30 protein-coding genes and 1 riboswitch are annotated in these 25,978 nt (G+C 70.4%); of the genes, 19 read left to right on the top strand and 11 right to left on the bottom strand.

The window, feature by feature from the left end:
• Positions 1-135: 135 nt before the first annotated feature.
• Positions 136-2,106 carry a thioredoxin domain-containing protein gene (locus ABD164_RS17525; RefSeq protein ID WP_344297903.1) on the top strand — a complete coding sequence of 657 codons (1,971 nt, stop codon included), beginning with the start codon at positions 136-138 and terminating at the stop codon, positions 2,104-2,106.
• 67 nt (positions 2,107-2,173) lie between these two features.
• Positions 2,174-2,551: a DUF3054 domain-containing protein gene (locus ABD164_RS17520; protein ID WP_344297901.1), complete on the top strand. Its 378-nt coding sequence runs from the start codon at positions 2,174-2,176 to the stop codon at positions 2,549-2,551.
• Positions 2,552-2,560: 9 nt separating this feature from the next.
• Here the strand turns inward: ABD164_RS17520 and ABD164_RS17515 are convergent, their stop codons facing one another.
• Positions 2,561-2,893, bottom strand: coding sequence for a hypothetical protein (locus ABD164_RS17515; protein ID WP_344297899.1), 333 nt, complete (start codon positions 2,891-2,893; stop codon positions 2,561-2,563).
• A 224-nt stretch (positions 2,894-3,117) separates the two neighbouring features.
• On the opposite strand from ABD164_RS17515, the gene ABD164_RS17510 reads away from it, so the two are divergent.
• On the top strand, positions 3,118-4,656 hold the full coding sequence (locus tag ABD164_RS17510) for a DUF7059 domain-containing protein (RefSeq protein ID WP_344297913.1): 1,539 nt from the start codon (positions 3,118-3,120) through the stop codon (positions 4,654-4,656).
• Between the two features lie 41 nt (positions 4,657-4,697).
• Here the strand turns inward: ABD164_RS17510 and ABD164_RS17505 are convergent, their stop codons facing one another.
• Positions 4,698-5,126: a DUF1761 domain-containing protein gene (locus ABD164_RS17505; protein ID WP_344297897.1), complete on the bottom strand. Its 429-nt coding sequence runs from the start codon at positions 5,124-5,126 to the stop codon at positions 4,698-4,700.
• A gap of 133 nt (positions 5,127-5,259) precedes the next feature.
• Between ABD164_RS17505 and ABD164_RS17500 the strand changes: the two genes are divergently transcribed.
• The 3 genes from ABD164_RS17500 to ABD164_RS17490 all read left to right on the top strand — a co-directional run bounded on the left by ABD164_RS17500 (position 5,260) and on the right by ABD164_RS17490 (position 8,142).
• Positions 5,260-6,192 carry a J domain-containing protein gene (locus tag ABD164_RS17500; protein ID WP_344297896.1) on the top strand — a complete coding sequence of 311 codons (933 nt, stop codon included), beginning with the start codon at positions 5,260-5,262 and terminating at the stop codon, positions 6,190-6,192.
• A 46-nt stretch (positions 6,193-6,238) separates the two neighbouring features.
• Entirely contained in the window at positions 6,239-7,525 is a 1,287-nt protein-coding gene (locus ABD164_RS17495) for a M18 family aminopeptidase (protein ID WP_344297894.1), read from the top strand.
• Between the two features lie 92 nt (positions 7,526-7,617).
• Complete coding sequence (locus ABD164_RS17490; protein WP_344297892.1) at positions 7,618-8,142, top strand: rhodanese-like domain-containing protein; 525 nt, start codon at positions 7,618-7,620, stop codon at positions 8,140-8,142.
• Positions 8,143-8,193: 51 nt separating this feature from the next.
• Here the strand turns inward: ABD164_RS17490 and ABD164_RS17485 are convergent, their stop codons facing one another.
• On the bottom strand, positions 8,194-8,406 hold the full coding sequence (locus ABD164_RS17485) for a hypothetical protein (RefSeq protein WP_344297890.1): 213 nt from the start codon (positions 8,404-8,406) through the stop codon (positions 8,194-8,196).
• A 76-nt stretch (positions 8,407-8,482) separates the two neighbouring features.
• Complete coding sequence (locus ABD164_RS17480; protein WP_344297888.1) at positions 8,483-9,874, bottom strand: L-serine ammonia-lyase; 1,392 nt, start codon at positions 9,872-9,874, stop codon at positions 8,483-8,485.
• A gap of 240 nt (positions 9,875-10,114) precedes the next feature.
• Here ABD164_RS17480 and ABD164_RS17475 point away from each other — a divergent pair, with 240 nt between their 5' ends.
• Positions 10,115-10,684 (top strand): GNAT family N-acetyltransferase, encoded by a 570-nt coding sequence (locus ABD164_RS17475; RefSeq protein WP_344297886.1) that lies wholly within the window; start codon positions 10,115-10,117, stop codon positions 10,682-10,684.
• Positions 10,685-10,702: 18 nt separating this feature from the next.
• On the opposite strand, the gene ABD164_RS17470 is transcribed toward ABD164_RS17475, so the two are convergent.
• A complete protein-coding gene (locus tag ABD164_RS17470) occupies positions 10,703-11,134 on the bottom strand; it encodes a GNAT family N-acetyltransferase (RefSeq protein ID WP_344297884.1) in 432 nt (143 codons plus the stop codon).
• Positions 11,135-11,256: 122 nt separating this feature from the next.
• Here ABD164_RS17470 and ABD164_RS17465 point away from each other — a divergent pair, with 122 nt between their 5' ends.
• The 4 genes from ABD164_RS17465 to ABD164_RS17450 are packed head-to-tail and all read left to right on the top strand — an operon-like array spanning position 11,257 to position 13,754.
• Entirely contained in the window at positions 11,257-11,502 is a 246-nt protein-coding gene (locus ABD164_RS17465; RefSeq protein WP_344297882.1) for a helix-turn-helix domain-containing protein, read from the top strand.
• The gene (locus ABD164_RS17460; RefSeq protein WP_344297880.1) at positions 11,495-11,986 is read left to right on the top strand and encodes a Clp protease N-terminal domain-containing protein; all 492 of its coding nucleotides are present in this window, start codon (positions 11,495-11,497) and stop codon (positions 11,984-11,986) included. The genes ABD164_RS17465 and ABD164_RS17460 overlap by 8 nt, the downstream gene beginning before the upstream one ends.
• Complete coding sequence (locus tag ABD164_RS17455; protein WP_344297878.1) at positions 11,986-12,915, top strand: ABC transporter ATP-binding protein; 930 nt, start codon at positions 11,986-11,988, stop codon at positions 12,913-12,915. Before ABD164_RS17460 ends, ABD164_RS17455 begins: the two co-directional genes overlap by 1 nt.
• Positions 12,912-13,754 (top strand): ABC transporter permease, encoded by an 843-nt coding sequence (locus ABD164_RS17450; RefSeq protein ID WP_344297876.1) that lies wholly within the window; start codon positions 12,912-12,914, stop codon positions 13,752-13,754. The genes ABD164_RS17455 and ABD164_RS17450 overlap by 4 nt, the downstream gene beginning before the upstream one ends.
• Before the next feature lie 4 nt (positions 13,755-13,758).
• Here ABD164_RS17450 and ABD164_RS17445 read toward each other — a convergent pair whose 3' ends face one another.
• The 3 genes from ABD164_RS17445 to ABD164_RS17435 all read right to left on the bottom strand — a co-directional run bounded on the left by ABD164_RS17445 (position 13,759) and on the right by ABD164_RS17435 (position 16,319).
• Positions 13,759-14,382 carry a CoA-binding protein gene (locus ABD164_RS17445; RefSeq protein ID WP_344297874.1) on the bottom strand — a complete coding sequence of 208 codons (624 nt, stop codon included), beginning with the start codon at positions 14,380-14,382 and terminating at the stop codon, positions 13,759-13,761.
• Complete coding sequence (locus tag ABD164_RS17440; protein ID WP_344297872.1) at positions 14,379-15,674, bottom strand: O-acetylhomoserine aminocarboxypropyltransferase/cysteine synthase family protein; 1,296 nt, start codon at positions 15,672-15,674, stop codon at positions 14,379-14,381. The genes ABD164_RS17445 and ABD164_RS17440 overlap by 4 nt, the downstream gene beginning before the upstream one ends.
• Before the next feature lie 69 nt (positions 15,675-15,743).
• On the bottom strand, positions 15,744-16,319 hold the full coding sequence (locus ABD164_RS17435) for a TetR/AcrR family transcriptional regulator (protein WP_344297871.1): 576 nt from the start codon (positions 16,317-16,319) through the stop codon (positions 15,744-15,746).
• 36 nt (positions 16,320-16,355) lie between these two features.
• Here ABD164_RS17435 and ABD164_RS17430 point away from each other — a divergent pair, with 36 nt between their 5' ends.
• Positions 16,356-16,703 (top strand): DoxX family protein, encoded by a 348-nt coding sequence (locus tag ABD164_RS17430; protein WP_344297869.1) that lies wholly within the window; start codon positions 16,356-16,358, stop codon positions 16,701-16,703.
• Positions 16,704-16,840: 137 nt separating this feature from the next.
• Here ABD164_RS17430 and ABD164_RS17425 read toward each other — a convergent pair whose 3' ends face one another.
• Positions 16,841-17,998: a DUF4232 domain-containing protein gene (locus ABD164_RS17425; protein WP_344297867.1), complete on the bottom strand. Its 1,158-nt coding sequence runs from the start codon at positions 17,996-17,998 to the stop codon at positions 16,841-16,843.
• A gap of 72 nt (positions 17,999-18,070) precedes the next feature.
• On the opposite strand from ABD164_RS17425, the gene ABD164_RS17420 reads away from it, so the two are divergent.
• The 7 genes from ABD164_RS17420 (at position 18,071) to ABD164_RS17390 (ending at position 23,242) form a co-directional block, all read left to right on the top strand.
• Positions 18,071-18,367 carry an antibiotic biosynthesis monooxygenase family protein gene (locus tag ABD164_RS17420; protein WP_344297865.1) on the top strand — a complete coding sequence of 99 codons (297 nt, stop codon included), beginning with the start codon at positions 18,071-18,073 and terminating at the stop codon, positions 18,365-18,367.
• 71 nt (positions 18,368-18,438) lie between these two features.
• Positions 18,439-18,504, top strand: a riboswitch (guanidine-III (ykkC-III) riboswitch).
• 16 nt (positions 18,505-18,520) lie between these two features.
• The gene (locus tag ABD164_RS17415; RefSeq protein WP_344297863.1) at positions 18,521-18,844 is read left to right on the top strand and encodes a DMT family transporter; all 324 of its coding nucleotides are present in this window, start codon (positions 18,521-18,523) and stop codon (positions 18,842-18,844) included.
• A 133-nt stretch (positions 18,845-18,977) separates the two neighbouring features.
• Entirely contained in the window at positions 18,978-19,409 is a 432-nt protein-coding gene (locus ABD164_RS17410; protein WP_344297861.1) for a hypothetical protein, read from the top strand.
• Positions 19,403-19,654 carry a helix-turn-helix transcriptional regulator gene (locus ABD164_RS17405; RefSeq protein ID WP_344297859.1) on the top strand — a complete coding sequence of 84 codons (252 nt, stop codon included), beginning with the start codon at positions 19,403-19,405 and terminating at the stop codon, positions 19,652-19,654. Before ABD164_RS17410 ends, ABD164_RS17405 begins: the two co-directional genes overlap by 7 nt.
• Positions 19,651-20,670, top strand: coding sequence for an NAD(P)-dependent alcohol dehydrogenase (locus tag ABD164_RS17400; protein WP_344297857.1), 1,020 nt, complete (start codon positions 19,651-19,653; stop codon positions 20,668-20,670). The genes ABD164_RS17405 and ABD164_RS17400 overlap by 4 nt, the downstream gene beginning before the upstream one ends.
• Positions 20,667-21,632, top strand: a complete 966-nt coding sequence (locus ABD164_RS17395; protein WP_344297855.1) for an NAD(P)-dependent alcohol dehydrogenase — start codon at positions 20,667-20,669, stop codon at positions 21,630-21,632. The genes ABD164_RS17400 and ABD164_RS17395 overlap by 4 nt, the downstream gene beginning before the upstream one ends.
• A gap of 68 nt (positions 21,633-21,700) precedes the next feature.
• Complete coding sequence (locus ABD164_RS17390; protein ID WP_344297853.1) at positions 21,701-23,242, top strand: class I adenylate-forming enzyme family protein; 1,542 nt, start codon at positions 21,701-21,703, stop codon at positions 23,240-23,242.
• 46 nt (positions 23,243-23,288) lie between these two features.
• Here ABD164_RS17390 and ABD164_RS17385 read toward each other — a convergent pair whose 3' ends face one another.
• Positions 23,289-24,278 carry a YeiH family protein gene (locus tag ABD164_RS17385; protein ID WP_344297851.1) on the bottom strand — a complete coding sequence of 330 codons (990 nt, stop codon included), beginning with the start codon at positions 24,276-24,278 and terminating at the stop codon, positions 23,289-23,291.
• Positions 24,275-25,975 carry a dolichyl-phosphate-mannose--protein mannosyltransferase gene (locus tag ABD164_RS17380; protein ID WP_344297849.1) on the bottom strand — a complete coding sequence of 567 codons (1,701 nt, stop codon included), beginning with the start codon at positions 25,973-25,975 and terminating at the stop codon, positions 24,275-24,277. The genes ABD164_RS17385 and ABD164_RS17380 overlap by 4 nt, the downstream gene beginning before the upstream one ends.
• Positions 25,976-25,978 lie beyond the last annotated feature (3 nt).

Genomic DNA, 25,978 nt, shown 5'->3' with positions numbered 1-25,978 from the left:
AAGACTCGCAGCGCCGATGGTACTGCAGGGGGGACCCTGTGGGAGAGTAGGACACCGCCGGACATTCATTCGAAGAGAGCCGCCCAAGGTTGGGCGGCTCTCTTTGTTTAACCCAGCCGAAGTACGCTGAGGCGTATGGGAGGCAGACTCGACGACGCCATGAGCCCGTACCTGCGGGCCCATGCGCAGAATCCCGTCGACTGGTATCCGTGGGGCGAGGCTGCCTTCGACGAGGCACGGGCACGCGATGTGCCGGTGCTCATCTCGATCGGCTATGCGACCTGCCACTGGTGCCACGTCATGGCTCGCGAGAGCTTCAGCGACCCGGCGCTCGCGCGTGCGCTCAACGAGCGGTACGTCGCGATCAAGGTGGATCGCGAGGAGCATCCAGATGTCGACTCGACCTACATGGCGGCGGCGTCGGCGTTCACTCGCGAGCTCGGGTGGCCGCTGACCGTCTTCGCGACACCCGAGGGCCGGGCGTTCTACGCCGGCACCTACTTTCCACCAGAACCGGCTCGGGGCATGCCGTCGTTCCGGCAGGTACTCGCCGCCGTCGATGAGGCATGGCGCGAGCGTCGCAGCGAGATCGTCCAGACGGCCGCTGCCGTCGCCGAAGCCCTCGCCGAGACATCAGCCGCCCGCACGGCCGGGGATCTGCCGTCGGCCGACGCACTGCGCCAGGCGATCGCGCAGCTCGCCGACGACGAGGACCGCGTGCACGGCGGCTTCGGCGGTGCCCCGAAGTTCCCCGTAGGACCGGTCGTGCGGTTCCTCGCCGCGTCACCAGGCGAGGGCCGAGCCCTCGCCCTGCGCACCATGCGGCTCATGGGCGCCTCGGCACTGCGCGACCCCGTCGAGGGCGGGTTCTTCAGGTACGCGACGCGAGCCGACTGGACAGAGCCGCACTACGAGCGAATGCTCACCGACAACGCCCAGCTGCTGTCGGCGAGCGCCGAATTGGCCCGGTCCCATCCCGACGAGGTCGCGCCCGAGGCGATCGCACGGGGCATCATCCGGTTCCTCACCGAAGCGATGCAGCTCGCGGGCGGCGGGTTCGCGAGCGCCCAGGATTCCGAGAGCGTCATCGACGGGGTCCGCAATGAAGGCGGTTACTACCGCGCCGACGCCGAAGCCCGCCGATCCCTCGCGCCGCCACTGCTCGATGAGAAGGTGCTGACCGGCTGGAACGGCCTGGCGATCAGTGCGCTGGCACGAGCTTCGGTCATCCTCGACGATGCGGCGGCCCGCGCCGCTGCCGTGCGAGCGGCACGATTCCTGCTCGAACGCCACGTGCTCCCTGACCGTCTTGTGCGGGCATCACGCGACGGCCAGATCTCGAGTTCGCACGCGACCCTCGAAGACACCGGCATGCTCGCGAACGGGCTGCTCGAGCTGGCACTCGCAACCGGCGATGCCGAGTACGCCGTCACTGCACGATCTCTGATCGATGCCGCGCTGGCGGCGGCCGAGGGCAGCGCCGCCGCCGTGGGGGCCGACAGTGTCGGAACACCCTCGCCTGCGCCGCTGCCGTTCCGCGCTCCCGACGGGGCCGACCCCGTGCTGGCCGATCGCGGGCTCGCGGTCGATGATGACCCGGGTGAAGGAGCGATGCCGTCGGGCGTGTCGGCGTGCGCGCACGCCGCATGGACCCTGTGGCTCCTCGGCGCCGGCGACCGCTATCGGGCGGCAGCCGAGGCGGCCATGAAGCGCGTGGCGGGTGCGGCTCTCGCTCGGCCGATCGCGTTCGGCAGCACGCTGCGCCTGATGGCACGGTTCGTCGCACCGGTGGTGCAGCTGGTCACGGTCGTGCCCGACGGCGTCAGAGCGACCGACGCGGGCGAGCCCATGACCGCTGAGCCGGCGACCGACGGGCTCGTCCGGGCGACGCGCGCGCACGAGGCATCCGTCGCGACCATCGTGACCGAATCGCAGGCGCGCGCGTTCTCGGCCGCCGGTTTCGAGCTTTTCGACGCCCGGGGGCTGGTGCAGGGGCGTGCGGCCGCCTACCGCTGCCGGGAGTTCGTGTGTGCGATGCCGGTCGGCGACGCCGACGCCCTCGGGGCGATCGCGACGGCCCCCGACGGTGAGACCGCGTCCGACTGAGGTGCGGTGACTGTTACGTACGATGGGTGCATGAGCGAACGCCCCCCCGAACGCCGCAGCGCCGATCGTGACCGCGGCGGTGCTCGACGCCGCGCTCATCGTCGCGTTCGTGCTCATCGGGCGGCGCAACCACGAAGAGGCACTCTCGTTGGGCGGCATCGCGCAGACGGCGTGGCCGTTCCTCGCCGGCGCCGCGGCGGGATGGCTCGCGATGCGTGCGTGGCGCAATCCCTTCAGCCCGTGGCCGAACGGCACGGTGATCTGGGCCGCCACGCTCGTCGGGGGAATGCTGCTGCGCGCCGCCTCGGGTCAGGGCGTGCAGCTCGCGTTCGTGATCGTCGCGGCGCTCACGCTGGCGGCACTGCTGCTCGGGTGGCGGCTCGTCGCGCTCATCGTCACGCGTCGTATTCGGCGCTCCCAGCGCGTCGAGACCGACGCGGCCTGAGTCTGAGTCTCACCAGGCGGTGGGCACCCGGTCGAGCACCGACCACACTGCGGCACTCAGGTCGGGGTGGTCGAGCGCGATGCCGCGCAACAGCTCGTATTCGAACCGGGCAACCTCGCCCTCGTGGGCCGCGGGGTGATAGGCCCGCGCACGCGCCCGGCCCCACTCGTCGGAGTGCATGCGCTCTTCGCGCAACGTTGCGACGACCTGCTCGTCGACCGAGGGCAGGTCGGGAAGGAACACCCACGGGTCTTCACCGAGGCGGCACCGCAACTCGATGAGCGCAGAGAGTTCGTCGCGCGCGTCTTGGCGCAGACGCTCGAGCGTCGATGACTCCTCCATGAGCGGCCTCCCCTCGCTTCCACGATCGTACGCTCACGTTACGCGTCCCGTGTGACATCGGGGTTACGGGAGGAGGCCCGACATGGACGCCCGGTGACGGCGAGGTATCGACCGCCGGCGTGCGCTTGAATTGACGGGTGAACGCCGAATCCAGCGCAGAACCCAGCGCAGAACCGAGCACCGAACCGCGCTCCGATCGCCGCGCCGCGCACTCGCCCGACCTGTTGGCCGGCCTTCGCGCAGACCTGCGGCGGGCGGGGTTCACGGTCGGCGCGCTCGAGGCGCTGTGGGGCGCCGATGCCGCGGCCGCGCTGCACCGGGGCGAACGCGTGCCCGCCCGACGCGTGCTCGATGCGCGCCGGGCCGAGCACGGGACATCCGCCGACCTCGCGACGCTCGCAGAGCTCTTCGTGCTGGGTCTTTCGGTGCCGGCCGACGAGGCCGACCGAGCGTTGCCCGACCTCGGCGTCGACGGCGCCGTCGACCTCGGGCTGGTCGCCCGGCGCGAATCATCGGTCGTCGGCGCGCTCGACCTGCGGCCCTACGCCTTCACCGACGCGAGGGGAACCGGCGAATGGTGGATCCTCTCGGACCTCGGCGAGCTCGCGCTCGGGCGCCCGCTCGGCGAGCAGCACGTGCTCGGCGTCGGCGGTGCCTCGACGACGCTCGCAGGGCTGATGCTGCCGACCGCTGCCCGCAGCGTGCTCGACCTCGGCACGGGCTGCGGGATCCAGGCGATGCACGCCTCGCGCTTCGCCGATCGGGTCGTCGCGACCGACATCTCGGAGCGCGCGCTGAAGCTCGCGGGCATGAACCTCGAGCTCAACGGCATCGACGGCGTCGAACTGCGGCTCGGGAGCCTCTATGAACCGGTCGCGGGCGAACGGTTCGATCGCATCGTGTCGAACCCGCCGTTCGTCATCACGCCGCGCGCGGCCGGGGTGCCCGAGTACGACTATCGTGACGGCGGCATGGTGGGAGACGCGCTCGTCGCCGCGGTGATCGGGGCGGCAGGCGAGCATCTCGAACCCGGCGGAGTCGCGCAGTTGCTGGGCAACTGGGAGTACCCGGGCGACGGCGACGGCCTCGCACGAGCGGCGGGCTGGGCCGCCGGCCTCGACCACTGGATCGTCGAGCGCGAGGTTCAGCACGTCACCGAATACGCCGAGACCTGGATCCGCGACGGCGGCACCCGACCGGGATCCGAGGCCTTCGACCGGCTCTACACGGCCTGGCTCGACGACTTCGAGGCGCGGGGTGTCGAGCGGGTCGGGTTCGGGTACGTGCTGCTGCGGCGGCCGGCCGACACGGCGGATGTCGCGACCGGTCGCCCGGCGACGGCCCGGCTGGCTCGGGTCGAGCGCCTGCACGGTGCACTCGGCGATGTCAGTGCCGGCCTCGGCGGGCACCTCGCCGAATGCCTCGCCGCGCACGACCTGCAGGCGTCGCTCGCCGATGCTGCGCTCGCCGCGACTCGGCTGACCGTCGCCGGTGACGTCACCGAGGAGCGCCACTACTGGCCGGGCGACGATGACCCGACGGCGATGCTGCTGCGTCAGGGCGGCGGGTTCGGCCGCGCCATCGCGCTCGACACGGGCCTTGCGGGGCTCGTCGGCGCGTGCGACGGAGAACTCGCGGTGGGGGCGATCGTCGGTGCGCTCGCGCAACTGCTCGAGGTCGACGAGGGGGCGCTCGCAGCAGATCTGCTGCCCGCAGTGCGGGCCCTCATCGACGACGGGGTGCTGCTGCTGCCGCGCGAATGACCGGCAGGGTCATCCGCTCGCAGCAACGAAGACGCGCAACGTCAGACGGTGCCGGCCGGCGGCCACACGCCGATGATGAGCGCCATCACAAGCACGGTGACGAGCTCGTGCGCGATGTTGAGGATCGTGAGCCCTGCCGGGCGCCCCTCGAACGCATCGTGCGTGATGAAGCGGGCGGCGGTGAAGCCCGCCCACAGCATGAGCCCTGTCGTGATCGCCATGACGAGGTAGTTGCCCCCGAGCGCCTCCCAGGCCACCTGTGTCGCCAGTGCGAGCACCCACGCCGAGATGAAGCTCACGACGAGGGTCATGAGGATCGGCGCGACGGCGTTGCGATCGCCCGTGTTGTCGACCTTCGCAACCCGCATCCAGTAGTTTCCGAACACCTTCGGCGTGTACCAGATCGACCCGACGACCATCGTCGACAGTGTCGCGACGACCACGGCCCAGTAGTTGACCTCGATCACCATGACGGCCCCCTCCGCGGCCCTGCGGGCCTGCACGGAGTCTATCGGTGGGGATCGTGGCGGGCGAGTGCGCCACGACTCGGCGATTCCCCCGGCGGCGAGGGTATTCTCGTGGTCGCATATCGAAAGCGAGCCCATGCCCGACAGTCCGCTCTCCGACTCACCGTACGAGGTGCTCGGCGTACCCGCCGACGCGGATGCCGCGACGCTGCGCCTCGCGTACCGGCGCGCCCTGCGCAGCGCCCACCCCGATACCGGCGGCGACCCCGAGCGGTTCCACGCCGTGCAGCTCGCATGGGAGCTCGTGGGCACGATCGAAGCGCGTGCGGCCTTCGACCGGGGCGGCCGTGCCGCGACGGCCGAGCCCGCGCACGAGGCGTGGGCGCCGGCGGCCCCGAAGCCCCGCCGCGACTCGCGGCCGCAGGCACGGTCGTACGGGCATCCCGGCGGCCTGTCGCGTGAGGTGTACCTGTCGCTCGTGCGCGAGTGGGCGGGGCGCGGCGTCACGCTCGACGACCCCTACGACCCGGCGCTCGTGCGAAGCGCACCCCGCGACATCCGTCATGTGCTCGCCGACGCGCTCGCCGAAGAGGCGACCGCGCGCTCGCTCGCGAACCTCGGCATCGCGTACACGATCTGGCACGACATCGCGACCGATGCGGCCGGCCGCGGGCTGCCGCCCAAGCTCGACCACCTCGTGCTCGGGCCGACCGGGCTGTTCGCGATCCAGTCCGAGGACTGGGGCGGGCCGGTGGCGCTGAAACGCGGAGAACTCGTGGGCGAGGTGCTCGGCGGCGAGCGGCCGATCCGCGCGCTGGCTGCGCGCGCCAAGGCCATCGGCCGGGCGGCACGCGTGAAGCCGACCGCGCTCGTCGTGGTCGTGCCCGACGACCACGCCGGCGAGCCCCTCGAACTCGGCGGCACCGTGCGCGGCGCGGCCGTGGCGCTCGTGCGGCGGTCACGGCTCGCGAGCGCCGTGCGCGAGGGCCTGCCCGGTTCGCCCCATCTCGGCGGCACCGAGGTCATGGAGGTTCGCTCGCGACTGCAGGCAGCCGTGCGGTTCGCCTGAGCACTGCGGTTTCGCGCGACGGCGTCGACCGGTGTTGGATGGAGGCATGCCCACCCTCGACACCGATGCGTACATCGCCGACTTCGCCGCATTCATCCAAGCCTCCCCGTCGTCGTACCACGCGGCCGCAGAGGTCGCCCGGCGCCTCGAGGAGGCCGGGTTCGAACGGCTCGACGAGACGGCCGAGTGGCCTGCGGCCCCCGGGCGGCGCGTCGTCGTGCGCGACGGGGCGGTCATCGCGTGGGTGCAGCCGGCGTCGGCGGGCGCGGCGACGCCGTTCCGCATTCTCGGCGCCCACACCGACTCGCCGTCGTTCAAGCTGAAGCCCAACCCCACATCGAACTCAGAGGGGCTGCTGCAGGCCGGCGTCGAGGTCTACGGCGGGCCGCTGCTGAACTCCTGGCTCGACCGCGAGCTCGAGCTTGCCGGGCGTGTCGCCACCGTCGACGGTGCCACGCACCTGGTGCGCACCGGCCCGATGCTGCGCATCCCGCAGCTCGCGATCCACCTCGACCGCGAGGTGAACAGCAAGGGGCTCACGCTCGACAAGCAGAGGCACACGCAGCCGGTCTGGGGTGCCGCGGTCGATCTCGACGCAGACGCCGACCTGCTCGCCGCTGTGCTGCACGACGCGGGCCTCGCGACGGGCGACATCGTGGGCCATGACCTACTGCTCGCCGACACCAACGCACCGGCGCGCTTCGGCTTCGCCGATGCGTTCTTCGCCGCCGGGCGCATGGACAACCTGAGCTCGGTGTACGCCGGCCTCGTCGCGCTGCTCGCCGCACCCGACGACGCCGCGCACGTCAGCGTGCTCGCCGCGTTCGACCATGAGGAGCTCGGCTCGGAGTCGCGCTCGGGAGCGAGCGGGCCCGTGCTCGAAGACGTGCTCGTGCGCGTGACGGCAGCGCTCGGTGCCGGCGAGATCGAACGGCGGCGCGCGTTCGCGTCGTCGTGGATCGTCAGCTCCGACGCCGGGCACGCGGTGCACCCCAACTTCGCTGAGCGGCACGATCCCGGCAACCACCCGGTGCTCGGCGGCGGCCCGCTGCTCAAGCTCAACGCGAACCAGAAGTACGCGAGCGATGCGGTGGGCAGCGCGCTCTGGGCCGACGTGTGCCGTCGCGCCGGAGTGCCGACCCAGGCGTTCGTCTCGAACAACGCGATCCCGTGCGGGTCGACGATCGGCCCGCTCGCCGCCACGCGCCTGGGCATCCGCACCGTCGACGTGGGCGTGCCGCTGCTGTCGATGCACTCAGCGCGCGAACTCGCGCACGTCGATGACCTCGCCGCGCTCGGCGCCGCCGTGAGTGAGTTCTTCGCGTCGGCATGAGTCCGGCACACCGTTGAAGGCTGGCCGGATGTCGCGCCACAACGGCGTGATCTGAGCGGGCTCGGGCGCGGTCCCGCTGGCAGGCTGTGTGCATGACCGAGTCCACGACGACGCGCACTGTTCCCCCGCTCTTCGCCCAGGTCGCGACCGCCGATGAGGCGATCGCGCATTTCCGCGGGCGACTCGCGTTCGAGTCCGATGTGTCGGATGTCGCGACCGCGCTCGCGGCCGACGAGCCCGGGTTCATCGTGGTCGACACCCGCAGCGACGCATCGTGGGCGCAGGGACACGTGCCCGGCGCGTTGCACCTGCCGGGTCGACGCATCGCCCAGGAGGCGCCGGGGCGTATTCCGGCCGGGACGCCCGTGGTCGTCTACTGCTGGGGCCCCGGCTGCAACGGTGCGACTCGGGCCGCGCTCGAGTTCGCGCTGCTCGGCCACCCGGTCAAAGAGATGCTCGGCGGGTTCGAGTACTGGGTACGCGAGGGGTTCGCGTACGACACCGCCGACGGCGTGATGCAGCGCCCGGTGGATGCGCTGACGAACGTCGCGGCGGCCGGACTCGGCGGTGCGCAACTGCCGACGGGCGAGGTCGGCGTCATCAGCTGCGCGTGTTGAGGTTCGCCCGCCGACCGACGCCTGGGCACCCCGGCCGATGAGCTCAGCCGATCACCTCAGGGGGCCGCGCCGGCTCTCGAGCCAGAGTGTGTGCTCGCGAAGACCGTTGCGAACGGCGGCCTTGATGATCAGGTAGCCGATCCAGATCATGAGGCCGAGCACGGCGAGGTAGATCACGAGCCCGATGATGATGCCGATGAGGCCGGCACCCCAGAGCAGGTCGAGTGAGTTCGGATCGGGAGTCGGGGCAGCAGGGTTGTCCATCAGCACAGCGTGGCAGAACATCGGCGTCTGCACGAGCGGCCCGATCGGGGGTCACGCGGGCGGGACCGAACTGCTCTCAGCACTCGATGACGTTCACCGCGAGGCCGCCCTCGCTCGTCTCTTTGTACTTCGTCATCATGTCGAGGCCCGTCTGGCGCATCGTCTCGATGACGGTGTCGAGCGAGACGAGATGGGTGCCGTCACCGTGCAGCGCGAGCCGCGCGGCCGACACCGCGGTCGACGCGGCGATCGCGTTGCGTTCGATGCACGGCACCTGCACGAGGCCGGCCACGGGGTCGCAGGTGAGGCCGAGGTGGTGCTCCATGGCGATCTCGGCGGCGTTCTCGATCTGGCGCGGAGTGCCGCCGAGCACGGCGCACAAGGCGCCCGCGGCCATGGCGCACGCCGAACCGACCTCGGCCTGGCACCCGCCCTCGGCGCCCGAGATCGAGGCGTTCTTCTTCACGAGGGAGGCGATCGCCGCGGCGGTGAGCAGGTAGCGGCGGATGCCGGCGGCATCGGCACCGGGCACGAACCTCAGGTAGTAGTGGCCGACGGCCGGGATGATGCCCGCTGCGCCGTTGGTCGGGGCGGTGACCACTCGCCCGCCCGAGGCGTTCTCTTCGTTCACGGCGAGTGCGAAGGCGTGCAGCCATTCGGTCGAGGTGTCACGCAGACCGCTCGAATGGGCCGAGGCGTCGCGGTCGTATTCTTCGAGGCGCCGGCGCACCTCGGGGGCGCGGCGTTTCACGCGCAATCCGCCGGGAAGCGTGCCCTCGGTGGCGAGCCCGTGCGAGACGCACTGGGCCATGGCGGCCCAGATGGCGTCGAGTCCTGCGTCGATGCCCTGTTCGCCATGCACGGCGACCTCGTTGAAGCGGGCGACATCGCAGAACGACACACCGTGCTCGTCGCAGAGATCGAGCAGCTCGGCTGCGGTCGAATACGGCAGCGGATGCCGCAACGCCTCGGATTGCTCGGGGGCGTCGCCCTCGCGGCGGATGAACCCGCCGCCGACCGAGTAGTACGTCTCTTCGGCGAAGGGGAGCGCGTCGTCGTCGCCCCAGGCCTGCAGTGTCATGGCATTCGGGTGCCCCGGCAGGCGCGTGCGCGGTTCGAGGGAGACGTCGGACTGGGACATCCGCACCGGGTGGCGACCGAGCACGCGGAGTTCGACGCCCGCGTCGCCGAGGCGCAGCCAGGCGCCGCGCACGTCGTCGGGGTTGCAGTCGTGCGGTTCGAGGCCTGCGAGACCCGCCACCACAGCGTCGGGTGTGCCGTGGCCGAGCCCCGTGGCGCCCAGCGACCCGTAGAGCGAGCACGTGATGCGCGTGACGCGCTCGAGCGTGCCGTCGGCTTCGAGACCCGCCACGAACGCTCGCGCGGCCCGCATCGGGCCGACGGTGTGCGAACTCGACGGGCCGATCCCGATCGAGAAGAGATCGAGGGCAGAGACGAACGCTGTCACGCTTCAAGGGTACGCCGTGCCCCGCGCACCGTTGTGGCGGGAATTCGCAGAATCATGCGCATCCGACGTTCACGGCGCGGGTTCGGCGCACAATCGTCGGTGTCGGCGCAACACGGCCCGATTGCGGGCGCGCCGACACCGACCGGCGCGACGAGCGCCGGCCCGGCGAGGCGACTCGGTCGTGGTCGGCGGCGCGCTGTCGAGCCCGACGCCGAGTTGCGCGCCGTAAGCTGGATGGCGATGTTGCCGACCGACTCCGCCACGCCCGACATCCGCGTGCGGCTCATGCGCTCCGACGAGGTCGAGGCGGTCACCGGGCTCGTCGAGGCCGCGTATGCGAGCGACTTCGAGTTGAGCGACGCGTATCGCGCCGACATCGTCGCGGTCGCCGAGCGCGCACGCGACCACCAGGTCTGGGTGGCGACGGATGCCGCGACCGGCGCGCTGCTCGGAACCGTTTCCACTCCCAGGCCCGCCGGCGCGATCTCGCCGCTCGCACGCGAGGGCGAGCTCGACTTCAGGTTCCTCGGCGTCGCAGCGCAGGCGCGTCGCAGGGGCGTCGGCGAAGCGCTTGTCTCGCACGTGCTCCGGCTCGCACGCATTCGCGGCATCGAGCGGGTCGTGCTGAACACCGGGCCTGACATGCTCTCGGCACAGCGGCTCTACGAGCGCCTCGGATTCGAGCGGTTGCATGAGCGCGAGTTCACGTTCGAGCGTCCCGACGGCACGAGCTTTCTCATGTTGGCCTACGGAAGGGGTGTGGGGGCATCCACCGCTGACGATGTCGAGCGCGAGTCGGGTTCGGCCTGAGCCGTCTCGTCGTCGCGGTCAATCCGTGGTGATCGGGGCCATGCGGGCCATCCATTGCTCCGGCTGGTCGAGCGGGCGGAACCCGAACCGCTCGTAGAGTCCGTGCGCGTCGGCGGTCGTGAGGCCGATGCGTCGAAGCCCGAGGGGCTCGAGCGATGCCATGATCTGCCCGATGAGCGCCACGCCGATGCCGCGGCCTCTCGCCTCGGCATCGACGAACACGTCGCACAGCCAGGCGAAGGTGACTCCATCGGTGATCACCCGGGCGTAGGCGAGCTGCGCACCGCTGGCGATGTCGTAGACGCCGTAGTTGCGCGAAGCGGCGACCGCGGCCTCGAGTGCGGCACGCGAGCGACCCATGGCCCAATACGATTCGTCGGCGAGCCAGGTGTGGACTCGATCGAGGTCGAGGCGGGCAGGGTCGGTGGAGAACTCGAAGTCGTCGTGCATCCTTCGATGAAATCGCAGCGTCATGTTCGCAGCAACGGCCAATTCGACCCCTGTGGCCCGTGCAGCGTCAACATTAAGCAACTATGGTTGACAAATCCGAATAAGCAACCTAAGTTGCTTCTATGACCCCGCCGAACCAGCAGAGTCCGGACCCCACCGGAGCCGAAGCCGACGACCTCGCCGCAGTGCTCGCCCTGCGCGAGCTCGCCGACCGTCTCGAAGACGCGGCCGTCGAGCGTGCGATGCGCGCCGGCTGGAGCTGGACGCAAGTCGCCGAGGCACTCGGCATCAGCCGACAGGCCGTGCACAAGAAACATCACCGACGGCTCGAACTCGCCGGCATCGAACTGAGGAGACGCAATGCCTGACCGCCTGGACGACGACGCACTCGACCCGACGCTGAAGCAGGTCATCATCAATGCGATCGACGAGGCGATCGACCGTGGCGCGTCCAGCGTCGAGGCCGAGCACCTGCTGCTGGCCATCTCGGCCGGACGCGACGTCGCCGGCCGCACACTCGCCGAATTCGGCCTCGACCACGACGGAGTCGACGCCGCGCTGCGCGGCGAACGCGAACGGTCGTTGCGCGCAGCCGGCATCGAGCCCGTCGCCGACGAGCGACTCGCCGCCACGCGCAAGTCGCGGCCGATCTGGGGAACGACGGTGCGCGAAGCGCTGCGGCGCGCCGACTTCACAGCGCATCGGGGCCGTGCCCGCGCCGAGCGCGAACGACTCGCGGTCGCCGACGCGCTCGTCGGCGTCCTGCGCGCCGATCTCGGCACCGTCCCCCGTGCGCTCGCCTACGCCGGTGTCGATCGAGCTGCGCTCATCACCCGACTCGAGGAACTCTGATGAGCGTGCGCGATCGACCGGTGATCGAGGTCGAAGCGCTGCGGATGCAGTACGGCACCGATGAGGTGCTCCGCGACGTGTCGTTCGAGGTGAACCGGGGCGAGGTCCTGGCGCTCCTCGGGCCGAACGGCGCGGGCAAGACCACCACGATCGAGATTCTCGAGGGCCTGCGCATGCGGTCGGCCGGGCGCGTCGCGGTGCTCGGCGTCGACCCGGCACACGCCGACGAGGTGTGGCGTGCGCGCGTGGGGATCGTGCTGCAGTCGTGGCGAGACCACGCCAAGTGGCGAGTCCGCGAACTCATCGAATACCAGGGGTCGCTGTACGCCCCGTACTCCACCGAGCACCGCCCACGCCCGTGGGACGTCGATGCGCTGCTCGCCGCGGTCGGGCTCAGCGCGCACTCCGACATGATGCTCAAGTCGCTCTCTGGCGGCCAGCGACGTCGGCTCGACGTGGCGATCGGGCTCGTCGGATGTCCCGAGCTGGTGTTCTTCGACGAGCCGACGGCCGGGCTCGACCCCCGGGCACGTCGAGACTTCCACGAGCTCGTGCGCCTGATCGCGCAGGAGTTCGACACGACGATCCTGATGACGACGCACGATCTCGCCGAGGCCGAGCAACTCGCACACCGCATCGTCATCCTGACGCAGGGCAGGATCATCGCAGACGGCACCTCGCCGGAACTGGCACGGCAGATCGTCGGGGAAGACCAGGTCAGCTGGGTGTTCTCGGGGGAGCGTTTCACACGCGACGTGCCCGACGCGACCGCGTTCGCGCGCGAGCTCCTCCTGCAGCACCACACGGGCATCAGCGAACTCGAGATCCGGCGTGCGTCGCTCGAGGACACCTATCTGGCGCTCGTGCAGGCAGCCGAGTCGGCCGACGTGCGGGCGAACGAGCGCGAACTGGAAGGTACACCCCGATGAGCACCACCATCACCGGTGCCCGGGCGGGCTTCGGGCGCGGGCTGATCGAACTGCGGCTGGCCTTCAGCGGCGCCGAACTGGTCGGCCAGGTGTTCTGGCCCGTTGCGACGCTGGTCGCCATCTTCCTCGTGCGCGACGTGTCGATCGGCGCCGGCTACACGCTCGACACCTTCATCCTGCCGGGCACCCTCGGGATGTTCGTGGCGCTGGGCATGCTCCTCGTGGTGCAGCAGCTCGCTGCCGACCGTGAAGACGGATCGTTGCTGCGCGCGAAGATCACGCCCCAGGGCATTCCGGCGTACCTGATCGGCAAGCTCGTGCAGATCTCGGCGACGATCGTCGCGTACCTCGCGATCGTGCTGCTTCCCGGGCTCGTCTTCGTCGACGGGCTCGACCTCGGCAGGCCCGGTTCGTGGCTGACCTTCGCATGGGTGGTCGTGCTCGGCCTCATCGCCACCCAAACCATCGGGGCCGCCCTCGGATCGCTCGTCTCGAGCTCTCGAGGCGCCGGCTACCTCTCGCTGCCGATACTCGGCCTCATCGCGATCTCGGGCATCTTCGCGCCGATCACGGCGCTGCCCGAGTGGCTGGCGTGGATCGCCCAGGTGTTCCCCGTCTACTGGCTCGGCCTCGGCATGCGGTCGGCGCTGCTACCCGACGCTGCCGCCGCCGTCGAGATCGGCGGATCGTGGCGCCCCGTGGAAACCGCAATGGTGCTCGGGGCGTGGGTCGTCGCCGGGATCGTACTGGCTCCCATAGTGCTTCGGCGGATGGCGCGGAAGGAGTCCGGTTCGCGCGTCGCCGAGCGACGTGAGCGCGCGCTTCAGCGGGTCGGCTGAGTGTTCAGCGCAGCGTCTTGCGCGAGGTGATCTGCCCGGTGTCGAAGCCGAGCAGGTGCAGCCCGCCGTTGAACCGGGCGTGCTCGACCTTGATGCAGCGGTCCATGACCACCGTGAGGCCCTGCTGTTCGCCGTAGTATGCGGCCTCTTCGTTCCAGATGCCGAGCTGCACCCAGATGGTCTTCGCGCCGATGGCGACGACATCGTCGATCACGCTCGGGATGTCGCTGCCGCGGCGGAAGACGTCGACGATGTCGGGCACCTCGGGCAGGTCGGCGAGGCTCTTGTAGACCGGCTGGCCGAGGATCTCGGTCGCGTTCGGGTTCACGAAGTACAGGCGATAGTCGCTCGACTGCTGCAGGTAGGTGCTGACGAAGTAGCTCGATCGTGCGGGGTTCGGCGAGGCGCCGACGATCGCGACGGACTTCGCCTCGCGCAGGATCTTCAGGCGCTCCTTGGCGTCGGGCCCGATCCAGGTGCGCTGCGAGTGCAGCAGCTTCGCGAGCGGCGAGTTCGCCGGCAGCTCGCAGGAGAGCCCGTTGACGAGGCGCACGGTTTCCTTGCCGTCGGAAGCCCCTGCCTCTGCCGTCGCGTCGATCGCCGTCGTCGCGGGATCGGTGATCGTCATCGTGCTGCTCCTGTCGCGGCCGCGAGGGCCTGATCGAGATCGTCGATGATGTCTTCAACGTCTTCGATGCCCACGCTAATCCTGACGACGCCGGGGAGCACGCCGGCGTCGACGAGTTGCTGCTCGCTGAGCTGGGCGTGGGTGGTCGACGCAGGATGGATGACGAGCGTCTTGGCGTCGCCGATGTTGGCGACGTGGCTCGCGAGGTTCACCGACTCGATGAGCTTCTGGCCGACGGCGCGGCCGCCCTTGACCTCGAAGCTGAAGACCGAGCCCGGGCCCTTGGGGAGGTACTTCTTCGCGCGGTCGTGGTGCGGGTGGTTCGGCAGGCCCGCCCACCAGACTCGCTCGATGCGCGAGTCGGCCTCGAGCCACTCGGCGACGGCGCGGGCGTTGTCGAGGTGGGCCTGGATGCGGTACGGCAGGGTTTCGACGCCCTGGGCGAGCAGGAACGCCGAGTGCGGGGCGAGTGCCGGCCCGATGTCGCGCAGCTGCTCGGCGCGCAGGCGCGTGAGGAACGCGTACTCGCCGAAGTTGCCCGACCATTCGAGGCCGCCGTAGCTCGGCACCGGCTGGCCGAACAGGGGGAACTTGTCGGAGTGCCAGTGGAAGCGGCCGGACTCGACGACGACACCGCCGAGGGTGGTGCCGTGTCCGCCGAGGAACTTCGTCGCCGAGTGCGTCACGATGTCGGCGCCCCACTCGATGGGGCGGTTGAGGTACGGGGTCGGGATGGTCGAGTCGACGATGAAGGGGATGCCGTGCGCGTGCGCGACATCGGCGAGCGCCTCGAGGTCGGCGATCTCGCCCGACGGGTTCGCGATCGTCTCGACGAAGACGGCCTTCGTCGTGTCGGTGATGGCCGCCGCGTAGTCGTCGGCGTTCGCCGACTGCACGAACGTGGTCTCGACGCCGAACCGGCGCAGGGTCACATCGAGCTGCGTGATCGAGCCGCCGTAGAGGTTCGCGCTCGCCACGATGTGGTCGCCCGAGCCGGCGAGGCTCGCGAAGGTGATGTACTGCGCGCTCAGTCCGCTCGCGGTGGCGACGGCGCCGAGGCCGCCCTCAAGGCTCGCGATGCGCTCTTCGAAGCTCGCGACCGTGGGGTTGGCGAGGCGCGAGTAGATGTTGCCGTACTTCTGCAGTGCGAAGCGCGCTGCGGCGTCGGCCGTGTCGTCGAAGACGAAGGCGCTCGACTGGTAGATCGGCAGGGCGCGAGCGCCCGTCACGGTGTCGGGGATGTTGCCCGCGTGGATGGCGCGGGTCTTGAAGCCGTATTCGCGATCTGCCATGGGTTCACGCTACTGGTCGGGGGAGAGGCATCCGCCTGGTGTCGTAATGCGAGGCAACCCACGTCGCATTCAGCTGGAACCCGTCAGGGTCGCATGCACGCGGGCGAGACCGGATTCGAGGCGCACGCCGTCGATCGCCAGGTCGTCGTCGAGCAGGGTCTGCACGAGCATGCCGTGGAACATCGCGAGCAGCAGCCCGGCCGCATCGCCGCCGCCCGCGTCATCACCCAGGCCGAGCACGGCTGCGAGCACCGGTCGGGCGCGGCGGAAGCCGTCGGCGAGCGTGACCCGCACGCGTTCGTCGTGAAGCGACATCGCCACTGCCGTCAGATAGGCGCGGGCGAGCGGCGCCCGCGCGGTGCGAGTCGCTGCCGCCATCGCAGCGACCCGGATGAGCCGGCCGCCAGGGTCGTCGCCGGACACCGACTCGAGCCCGACGGCGAGTTCGGACAGCCACCGGTCGAGACCCTCGACCGCGGCTGCTGAGAGCAACGCGTCGCGAGAGCCGAAGTGGTAGATGATCGAGGCGGGATTGGCGCCCGCCTCAGCGGCGATCGCTCGCACCGTGATCTTGTCGACGGGGAGCGTGTCGAAGCATCGCAGGGTCGCCTGCAGGAGCTTTGCCCGGTTGCTCGGTTGTGCCATGCTTGTATCTAAACACATGTTCAGATAGGGGTCGTGATGTTCATCTCGAGTGTCATCGTCTCGTCGCTGCTCGCCGCAGCGCTCGTGTACGCGGCGGCACGAAAGCTCACGCACACGCCGGCCGTGGTCGCCGCCTATGCTCGGGCGGGGGTGCCGGAGTCCTGGCTCACTCCGCTCGCCTACCTGCTGATTGCCGCTGCGGCCGCGCTGCTCGCCGGCCTCGCTTGGGCGCCGCTCGCGGTCGTCACGTCGTCGGCCCTCGCCGCATACTTCGCAGTCGCGATCGGATTCCATGTTCGACACGGCGATGTGCGGCACGCGGGCATGCCGGTGCTGCTCGCCCTGATGTCGATCGGCGTGGGTGTGCTTTCGCTCACGCGCTGAGCGCGCGGCTCGCGCGCTCGGCGCCCAGCCATGCGCTACGCCGCGTGACTCCGACACTGATGCGCCTGTGGCATCAGTGCGTGACTCCGACACTGATGCGCCTGTGGCATCAGTGACGGAGTCGCCGGCCAGGTGCTTCAGCCTGCCGCGGCGGGCGCCGCGGCCCGCCACGCCGTGACCTCGAGCTCGCCGCCGGTGATGTCGGTGTCGACCTGCACGAACTGGCGCACCGCGCCCGGGTATGCGGCGATATGCATGAACCCGGCAGGGTCGCGGTCGCTGTGCGCGAGCGTGTTCCACGAGAGGTCGGCCTCCACCGAGGCGCCGGGCGCGACGTCGAGGCGCACCGGCCCCGCATCGGGCTCGGTGAGCATGCCGTCGCCGTGCAGGATGCTCGTCTCGAAGCCGTTCGTGACCGGGTCGCTGAAGGCGAGGTCGGGGTACCCCTCGACGACGCACGGCGCGTTGCTGGTGTTGGTCGCGGTGATCCGCATGCCGCGGTGGCCGGCGGCCCCGTCGGGCGTCGACGCGGTGAAGGCGAGCTGGTTCTCGGTGCACCACGTCGGGTCGATCTGCCACTCGCCCGGCGCGACTTCGGGGATCGGCACGCCCACCGGCTCGGGTGCGGCAGGTTCGGACTCGGCGATCACCGCCTGATCGACGGCGCGCTGCGCGTCGAGGGCGAGCGGGGTCACGATGGCGAGAGCGCCGAGGCCGAGGACGGCCGCCACCGCGGAGGACGCGACGAGGATGACGCGTCGGCGTCCCGGCCCGGCCGGTGCCGGCCTGTCAGCCGAAGGTGCCGCGGCGACGGCGGACGCGCCGGCCCGAGCGAGCAGAGTCGCCGTGAGCGCGGGCAGCCAGCCCCACACGACGCCCCAGAACGCGGCCGCGTCGACCACCTCCGGGGTCGGGAACGCCTGGAGCTGCCGATCGAGCACCGCCGCAGCCATCTGCACACCGGTCGGCACGCCCACCGCGACGACGCCGGCGAGCACGGCAGCCAGCCAGCCGGCCGCGAATCCGGCGGAGCCGCCGCCGGCTCGGAACACCGCGCTGAAGAACAGGTAGCCGGCGCCCACCGCGAGGACGCTCGCGACGGCGACCCAGGCGCCCCACGGTTCGGGGGCGCTGAGCGGGGCCTGAATCGTGGCCGGGGCGACGAGGCGGAGCGCCTTCGAGATCGTGGGCGACGTCGTCGACAGCGCGAACTGCGAGAGTGCGTCGGAGGCGAACCACGCCCCGACGGCGACGAGGCCGGGCAGCAGGAAGCGGAGGAGTGCGGTGGGGCGCATCACCGAACGCTATCGGTGGACGGCGGCCGCCGGTGAGCGCGACCCACCGAAACTGCCGGGTAGGGTGGGCGCGTGATCCTCGAGCACGCCATCCTGCCCGTCATACCCGGCCGCGAGGCCGACTTCGAAGCGGCGTTCGCCGAGGCGAAGGCGATCATCGCGGGCATGCCAGGATTCGTCGACCTGCGGCTGTCGCGATCGATCGAGACGCCCAACGAGTACCTGCTGCTCGTGCACTGGCAGAGCGTCGAGGCGCACGAGGTCGGGTTCCGCGGATCGCCCGAGTACGACCGCTGGCGCGCGCTGCTGCACGGGTTCTACGAACCGTTCCCGGTCGTCGAGCACTTCGCCCTCGTGCACAGCGCCTGACCTGCGCAGCGCCTGACCTGCACAGCGCCTGACCTGCACAGTGCGTGAACAGGTGCGATTGCTAGTCTGAGTGTCGGTCGCAGACTGCGGCCCCGGACGAGGGAACCCAGTACCCGGAATGCGACAAGACTGGCACTCAGGGAGTGAACAGTCATGGCATGGGTCATCCTCATCGTCTCGGGCGTGCTCGAAGCAGTCTGGGCCACCGCGCTCGGCAAGTCCGACGGCTTCACGAAGCTCTGGCCGTCGGTGATCTTCTTCGGTGCGCTCGCCCTCTCGATGGGCGGGCTCGCGTGGGCGATGCGTGACATCTCGACCGGCACTGCCTACGCGGTCTGGGTCGGCATCGGCGCGGCGCTCACCGTGATCTGGGCGATGATCACGGGCGATACGGATGTCTCGTGGGTGAAGCTCGCCCTCATCGCGGGACTCGTGGGCTGCGTGGTCGGCCTGAAGCTCGTCGACGGCAGTCACTAGCCTCGAGCGGACGCCGCGGCACCGCGTTGCGGCATCCGTTCGCATGCACATCGGTGTAAAAAAACATTGACATGGTGTGAAATTTGGTTGACACTGAGCATGTCAAATGTTTTTTACATGAAGGGTCGGCGCCATGTCGTACGAGGAGAAGGGAACCTGGCTCTACCTGGTGATCGCGATTGCGGGAGTCACGGTGTACTCGGCCTTCGTGTTCCCAGCAGTCGCCGGTGGCACTCCGGTCGACGACATCGACTACGTGCCGATCATGCTCTGGACCATCGGGGGTGCGATCGTTGCGTCGATCGTCGCCCGCATTCTCATCGAGATCGTCTTCCCGAGCGAGAGCACCAAGGGCGATGTGCGCGATCGCGAGATCGACCGCCTCGGTGAGCGCGTCGGCGGCTCGTTCGTGGTCATCGGGGCGCTGGCGGCACTGGTGCTCGCGATGCTCGAGATGCACTGGTTCTGGATCGCGAACGCGGTCTACCTCTGCTTCGTGCTGTCGGCCGTGCTGTCGAGCATCACCAAGCTCGTTGCGTACCGCAAAGGCGTGCCGACATGGTGAAGCCGACGCGAGTGACGAACGACATCAGATCGCTGCGGTTCCGCGCCGGAGAGATGACGCAGGCCGAGCTCGCGAAACGACTCGGCGTGACCCGGCAGACCGTCATCGCCATCGAACAGGGGCGCTACTCGCCGTCACTCGAGATGGCCTTCCAGATCGCGCGGGTGTTCGGGGTGCCGCTCGACGCGGTGTTCCAGTACCCCCACAACGACGAGACAGCACAGAGCCAGGAGACGGCATCATGAGGGCAGCAGTGGTCGAACGGTATGGCGGGCCAGAGGTCGTGCGCATGGGTGAGGTCGACGAACCCGTCGCCACCGAGCCCGACCTGGTCGTGCGGGTCGAGGCGGCCACGGTCGGCGCGACCGACAGCACGAATCGGCTCGGGCGGCCGGCGTTCGCACGGCTCGACTTCGGGCTCACCCGGCCGAAGCATCCAGTGCTCGGCTATGACTTCGCCGGCGTGGTCGAACGAGTCGGGTCGGCCGTTCGCCGGTTCGCGCCGGGCGACCGCGTGTACGGCACGCTCGCTCCCGCGCCGGGCTCCCACGCCGAACGCGTGCGCATCGCCGAAGACGGCCTGGTCGCCCGAATCCCCGACGGGCTCGACGCGGCGAGCGCAGTCTCGTTGCTCGACGGGTTCTTCACGGCGATGCCGTTCCTGCGCGACGGCGGGCGGGTGGGCCCCGGCCAGACCGTGCTCGTCAACGGCGCGTCGGGCACGGTGGGGTCGTCGGCGGTGCAGTTCGCGAAGCACCTCGGCGCGACCGTCGTCGGCGTGTGCGGCACCGGCCACCTCGATCTCGTGCGTGCGCTCGGCGCCGACGAGGTGATCGACTACACCCGCGACGACTTCACCGAGGCACGCGACCGCTACGACGTGATCTTCGACGCGGTCGGCAAGCGCTCGTTCCGTGAATGCCGGCCGGCGCTCACGCCCGACGGCATCTACCTCACGACCGTACCGGCGCTGTCGGTGCTGCTGCGGGCGAGGCATGCGAGGTCGTCGTCGACCGGGCGGCGCGCCGGGATCATGTTCACCGGCCTGCACGGCATCGCCGAGAAGTCGGCCGACCTCGCCCTCATCGGCGAACTCGCCGCGTCGGGAGCGATCGTGCCGGTCATCGACCGTGTCGTGCCGTTCGACGAGATCGTCGAGGCCCATCGCCGCGTCGACGGCGGGCACAAGGCCGGCAACGTCGTCGTCGCGATGGCGCCCGTGCTGCGCGAAGCGCGCGCGACGCCCGGGGCGGCGTCATGAGGGCCGTCGTGCAGCACCGCTACGGCGGGCCCGAGGTGCTCGCGCTCGCCGAGGTCGGTGCACCGACCGTGGCGCCTGGCGACGTGCTCATCCGGGTGCAGGCCGTCGGCGTGAGCGCGGGCGACGCGTACATCATGCGAGGCGAGCCGCGCGCCGTGCGCCTCGCGTTCGGCATGCGGCACCCGAAGCAGCCGACGATCGGGCGCGACGTCGCGGGCATCGTGGAGGCCGTCGGACCGGCGGTGACGAGGTTCGCGGTCGGCGACCCGGTGTACGCGGAGTCCGACCAGGGCGGATACGCCGAGCTCGTGGCGGTCGCCGAGGAGTTCGTCGCCCGACGGCCGGCGAACATCGACGCGATCCACGCGGCCGCCGTGCCCGTCTCGGCGACGACCGCACTTCAGGGCTGGCGCCTCGCCGACGTCGGTGCCGGCCGGCATGTGCTCGTCACCGGGGCCTCGGGCGGCGTCGGCGGATTCGCCGTGCAGCTCGCCAAGGCGATGGGCGCCGAGGTGACCGGCGTCTGCCGCGGCACCAAGGCCGAGCACGTGCGGGCGATCGGCGCCGACCATGTGATCGACTACCTGCGCGACGACTACACCGACGCGACGGGCCGGTACGACGCCGTCTTCGACCTGGTCGCCGATCGTTCGCTCGGCCGCATTCGTCGTGCCCTCACTCCGCACGGCACGCTCGTGCTCTCGTCGGGCACCGGCGGCAGGGTGTTCGGCCCGTTCGGTCGCATCATCCGTGCCTCGCTCATGAACCCGTTCGTCTCGCAGGGGCTGCGCCCGCTCACGGCACGCCGCAACGGCGACGACCTCGCCGAACTCACGCGCCTGATCGAGGCGGGCGAGGTGAACCCCGTGGTCGATCGCACGTACCCGCTCGAGCGGGTGTCGCGGGCGCTTGCCGACTTCGAGTCGGGCGCCGTGCGGGGCAAGCTCGTGCTGACGGTCTGAGCCGCTGCGTCGCTGCGCCGCACGATCGGGGACGTGCCGCTGGGCGGCGGCGCTGCTAGGTTGCGCGTATGTCGCTGAACCTCTTGCTGAAGGACGCGCTCACCGCAACACCCGACAAGTCCGCGCTCGTCTTCGACGACGCATTCATCTCGTACCGCGCCCTCGCCGACACCATCGAACGGTCGGCGCGGGGCCTGCTTTCGCTGGGCGTGGCGCACGGCGATCGCGTGGCGATCTTCATGCGCAACCGCTGGGAGTTCGTCGAGCTCTACCTCGCGTGCTTCCGCATCGGCGCGATCGCCGTACCGCTGAACCATCGGTTCCAGACCGATGAGGTCGTCTTCGCCATCGACCACTGTGCGGCGAAGCTGCTCATCGTCGACGGCCCTCTGCTGCCGGTCGTCGAGCATGTGGGCGAGGCGTCGCCGAGCCTCACCGGCGTCTACGTGTACGGCGACGCACCCGAGGGCACGGCGAACCGGTGGCCCGACGTCGTCGGCGCCGCACCCGAGGTGACCGACTGGCCGACGGTCGTCGACGACGACCCCGCCATGATCCTCTACACCTCGGGCAGCACCGGCAAGCCGAAGGGCGTCACCCACACGCACCGCTCGATCCTCGCCTCGGCGTCGGGACGCGTGGCCACCCAGCAGCTGACCGCCGACGATGTCTCGCTCGCGGCCACCGCGATCTGCCACGCCGGGGCCTCGGTCGGGGTCGCGTTCCCGACCCTGCTCGCGGGCGGAACGGTCGTGATCCTCGCCGAGAGCGATCCCGGCCTGTTCCTCGATGCTCTGCGCACGCAGCGCCCGACACGCACGATCCTGCTGCCGGCACAGCTGCTCGACGCCGTCGTCGACCCCCGCGCGAAGGTCGTCGACTTCGGATGCCTCCGCGAAGTGCAGTGCGGCGGCGACCAGATCTCGCCCGACCTGTATGCCGAGTTCGCGAAGGTCACCGACCTCGAGCTCAACCAGCTCTACGGGCTGACCGAGTGCGAGGGGGCCACCATGAACCCGTCGTTCGGCGTCATCAAGCGCGGCTCGATCGGCGTGCCGCGCGTCGGTGTCGAGGCCCGCATCGTCACGGCGGCCGAGCACACCGCCGGCGAGGATGTCGCCGTGGGCAAGACGGGTGAGATCTGGATCCGCGGCGACAGCGTGATGACCGGGTACTGGAACGACCTCGAGCACACCGCGGCGACGTTCGTCGACGGCTGGCTGCGCACCGGCGACTTGGGCAGCTGCGACGACGACGGCTACCTGTTCTTCCAGGGGCGCATCAAGGAGATCATCATCAAGGGCGGCTCGAACATCGCCCCCGGCGAGGTTGAGGACGTACTCGATGCGCATCCCGACGTCGAGCTCAGCGGTGTCGTCGGCACGCCCGACGCACGACTCGGGTCGCTCGTGCACGCGTTCGTCGAACTGAAGCACGGGCTCGCCGCACCGCCGACCGAAGCCGACCTGAAGGCGTTCGCGGCCGAGCGGCTGGCGGCCTACAAGGTGCCCGATCGGTGGACGTTCGTCACCGACCTGCCGCGCAACAAGGTCGGCAAGATCGATCGGCACGCACTGCACGCCCGGGCGATCGAGCTCGACGCCGCATGACCCGCGCCGCCCGGGCGCGCGAGCATCACTTCACCCGAGCAGCACCTCACCCGAGCAGCACCGCGCCGTAGGCGAGCACCGCGACGAGCACCCACGAGGTGAGGCCGACCACGAGCGCGCGCCACCCGGTGCGCACGAGCGCGGCCACCCGAATCGACGCCCCGAGCGCGAAGAGCGCCATCGCGAGCAGCGCGGTCTGCACCACGTCGGCCCCGGTGAGCACCCAGTCGGGCAGCGGCACGAACGTGTTGACGAGCACCGCCACCAGGAACCCCACCACGAACAACGGCACGATCGCCGGGCGCGGGCCTGCGACATCCGCCGCCCTTCGCCGCTCGACCGCAGCGGTGATCGCAACCATCGGCGCGAGCATCAGCACACGGGTGAGCTTGACGACCACGGCGACCGCGAGCGCCGCCGTTCCGGCGATCTGCGCGGTCGCGACGACCTGCCCGACATCGTGCACCCCCGCACCGACCCAGTGACCGAACTGCGTCGCCGAGAGGCCGAGCGGATGCCACAACGCGGGCAGCACCGCGATCGCGAGGGTGCCGCACAGGGTGACGAGCGCGACCGGCACGGCCTGCTCCTCGTGACGCGCCCGTACCGCCGCGCCCATCGCCCCGATGGCCGAGGCACCGCAGATCGAGAATCCGCTGGCGACGAGCACCGGCTGGTGTCCGGGCAGACCGAGCGCCCGCCCGAGGCCGATCGTGCCGACGAACGTCAGCACGACCACGGCGACGGTGGTCGCGATGGTGACCCAGCCGAGGCCGGCGATGTCGACGAGGCTCAGCTTGAGTCCCAGCAGCACGATGCCCGCGCGAAGCAGGCTTCGGGCGGCGAAGCCGAGGCCGGGCGCGAGCCGTCGGCCGAGGGCCTGGCGCAATGCGGGCACCTGGCCGACGACTATGCCGAGCGCGACCGCGGCCGTCAGTAGCGGCACCGCGGGCAGGGCCAGATGCGCGAGCCACGCGAGCAGGGCTGCCGCGGCCGCCGTCAGAAGCCCGGGCGCGATCGTCTTGAGCGTGATCATCCCCAACTCGGCAGCCAGAAGTGCAGTTGCCGGAACATCGGCGTGAGCGGCACTCCGGTCCACACGGGGTAGAAGTACGCCGACACGAGCACCGTGAACACGAGGAAGACGCCTACGACCGCGAGCCCGCGCACACGTCGCCATTGCTCGTCGTCGCGCCGCCCGAGCACGAGCCCGATCACGAAGACGAGGGCGAGCAGCGTGTACGGCTGGAACGCGATCGAGTAGAACTGGAACACCGTGCGGTTCAGGTACCCGAGCCACGGCAGGTACCCGGCCGCGAGCCCCATGAGTATGGCGCCGACCTGCCACTCGCGATAGCGCACCAGCCGATAGACGAGATACACGGATGCCGCTGCCGCGGCCCACCAGATGAGCGGGTTTCCCACCTCGAGGATCGATGACCAGCACGTGGCCTCACCGCAGCCGCCCGAACCGTCGTCGGTCGACGCGAAGTACATGTTCACCGGCCTGCCCATGACGAGCCACGTCAACGGGTTCGACTGCCACGGGTGCGGCGAGTGCACGCCGACGTGGTAGCCGTAGGCCGACTGGTGGTAGTGCCACAGGTTCTGCAGGGGGAGCGGCACCCACGAGAGCCACCCGGTCGCTGCGGTGGCGTTCTCTTCTGCCCAGTGGCGGTAGTAGCCGCCGTCGGTGACGAACCAACCCGACCATGAGGCGAGGTAGACCGCCGCAGCGATCGGCACCAGCAGCACGAAGGTGATCGGCGCCTGTTTCAGCAGTGCGCCGGTGAGCCAGAACGGCACCCCGGCGCGGCGGCGTGCCAGCGCGTCGACGGCCACGAGGTAGATGCCGAAGGCGGCGAGGAACCACAGGCCCGACCACTTCACCGCGCATCCGGCGCCGAACGCGACGCCGGCGGCGACGACCCACGGGCGACCCCACAGTGCGCGGCCGTACGACGGTTCGTGCCCGGCCGCCCGCGCGTCGTCGAGTCGCGCCTCCAGCGCCCGCCGCGTGCGGTCGCGATCGAGCAGCACGAACCAGAACCCGAGCAGGGTGAACAGCATGAGCCAGGTGTCGAGCAGGGCCACGCGCGACATGACGATCGCGTTGCCGTCGATGGCGAACAGCAGCCCGGCGATGACCGCGAGAACCGTCGAGGCGAACAGGCGACGGGCGACCAGCGTGATGAGCAGCACCGCGAGGGTGCCGGCGAGCGCCGTCGTCGCGCGCCACCAGAACGCGTCGCCGGCGCCGAACGCGGCCATGCCGAGCGAGATCAGCCACTTGCCGAGCGGCGGATGCACCACGTACGTGGGGTCATCGCTGAACGTGTTCGGGTCGCCCGCGGCGAAGTCCTCGTTCGCTCCCTCGGGCCACGCCGACTCGTAGCCGTTCTGCAGCAGCGTCCACGCGTCTTTCACGTAGTAGGTCTCGTCGAAGACGATCGACTGCGGGTGGCCGAGGTTCCAGAACCGCAGCACCGCGGCGATGAGGGTGATGAGGATCGGCCCGCCCCAGTACCAGAGCGCGCGTCGCCGCGGCGTCGCGAGCATGCGACCCCACCAGTCGTCGAGTCGCGAGCCGCGCGGCACTGGTTCGTGTTCGAGCTCGGGTTCTTCGACGGTGTCGTCGAGTTCGCGGTCGTCGTCGCGTTCGAGTTCGAGATCGTCGGATGTCGCGTCAGCGTGCTCATCGCGCACGCCGGCGGTGCCCGACTCCGATCCCATGGG

Source organism: Agromyces neolithicus (assembly GCF_039529735.1).
Lineage (GTDB): Bacteria > Actinomycetota > Actinomycetes > Actinomycetales > Microbacteriaceae > Agromyces > Agromyces neolithicus.
Note: the sequence above shows the minus strand (reverse complement) of the source record. Positions and strands in the feature narration are given on the sequence as shown.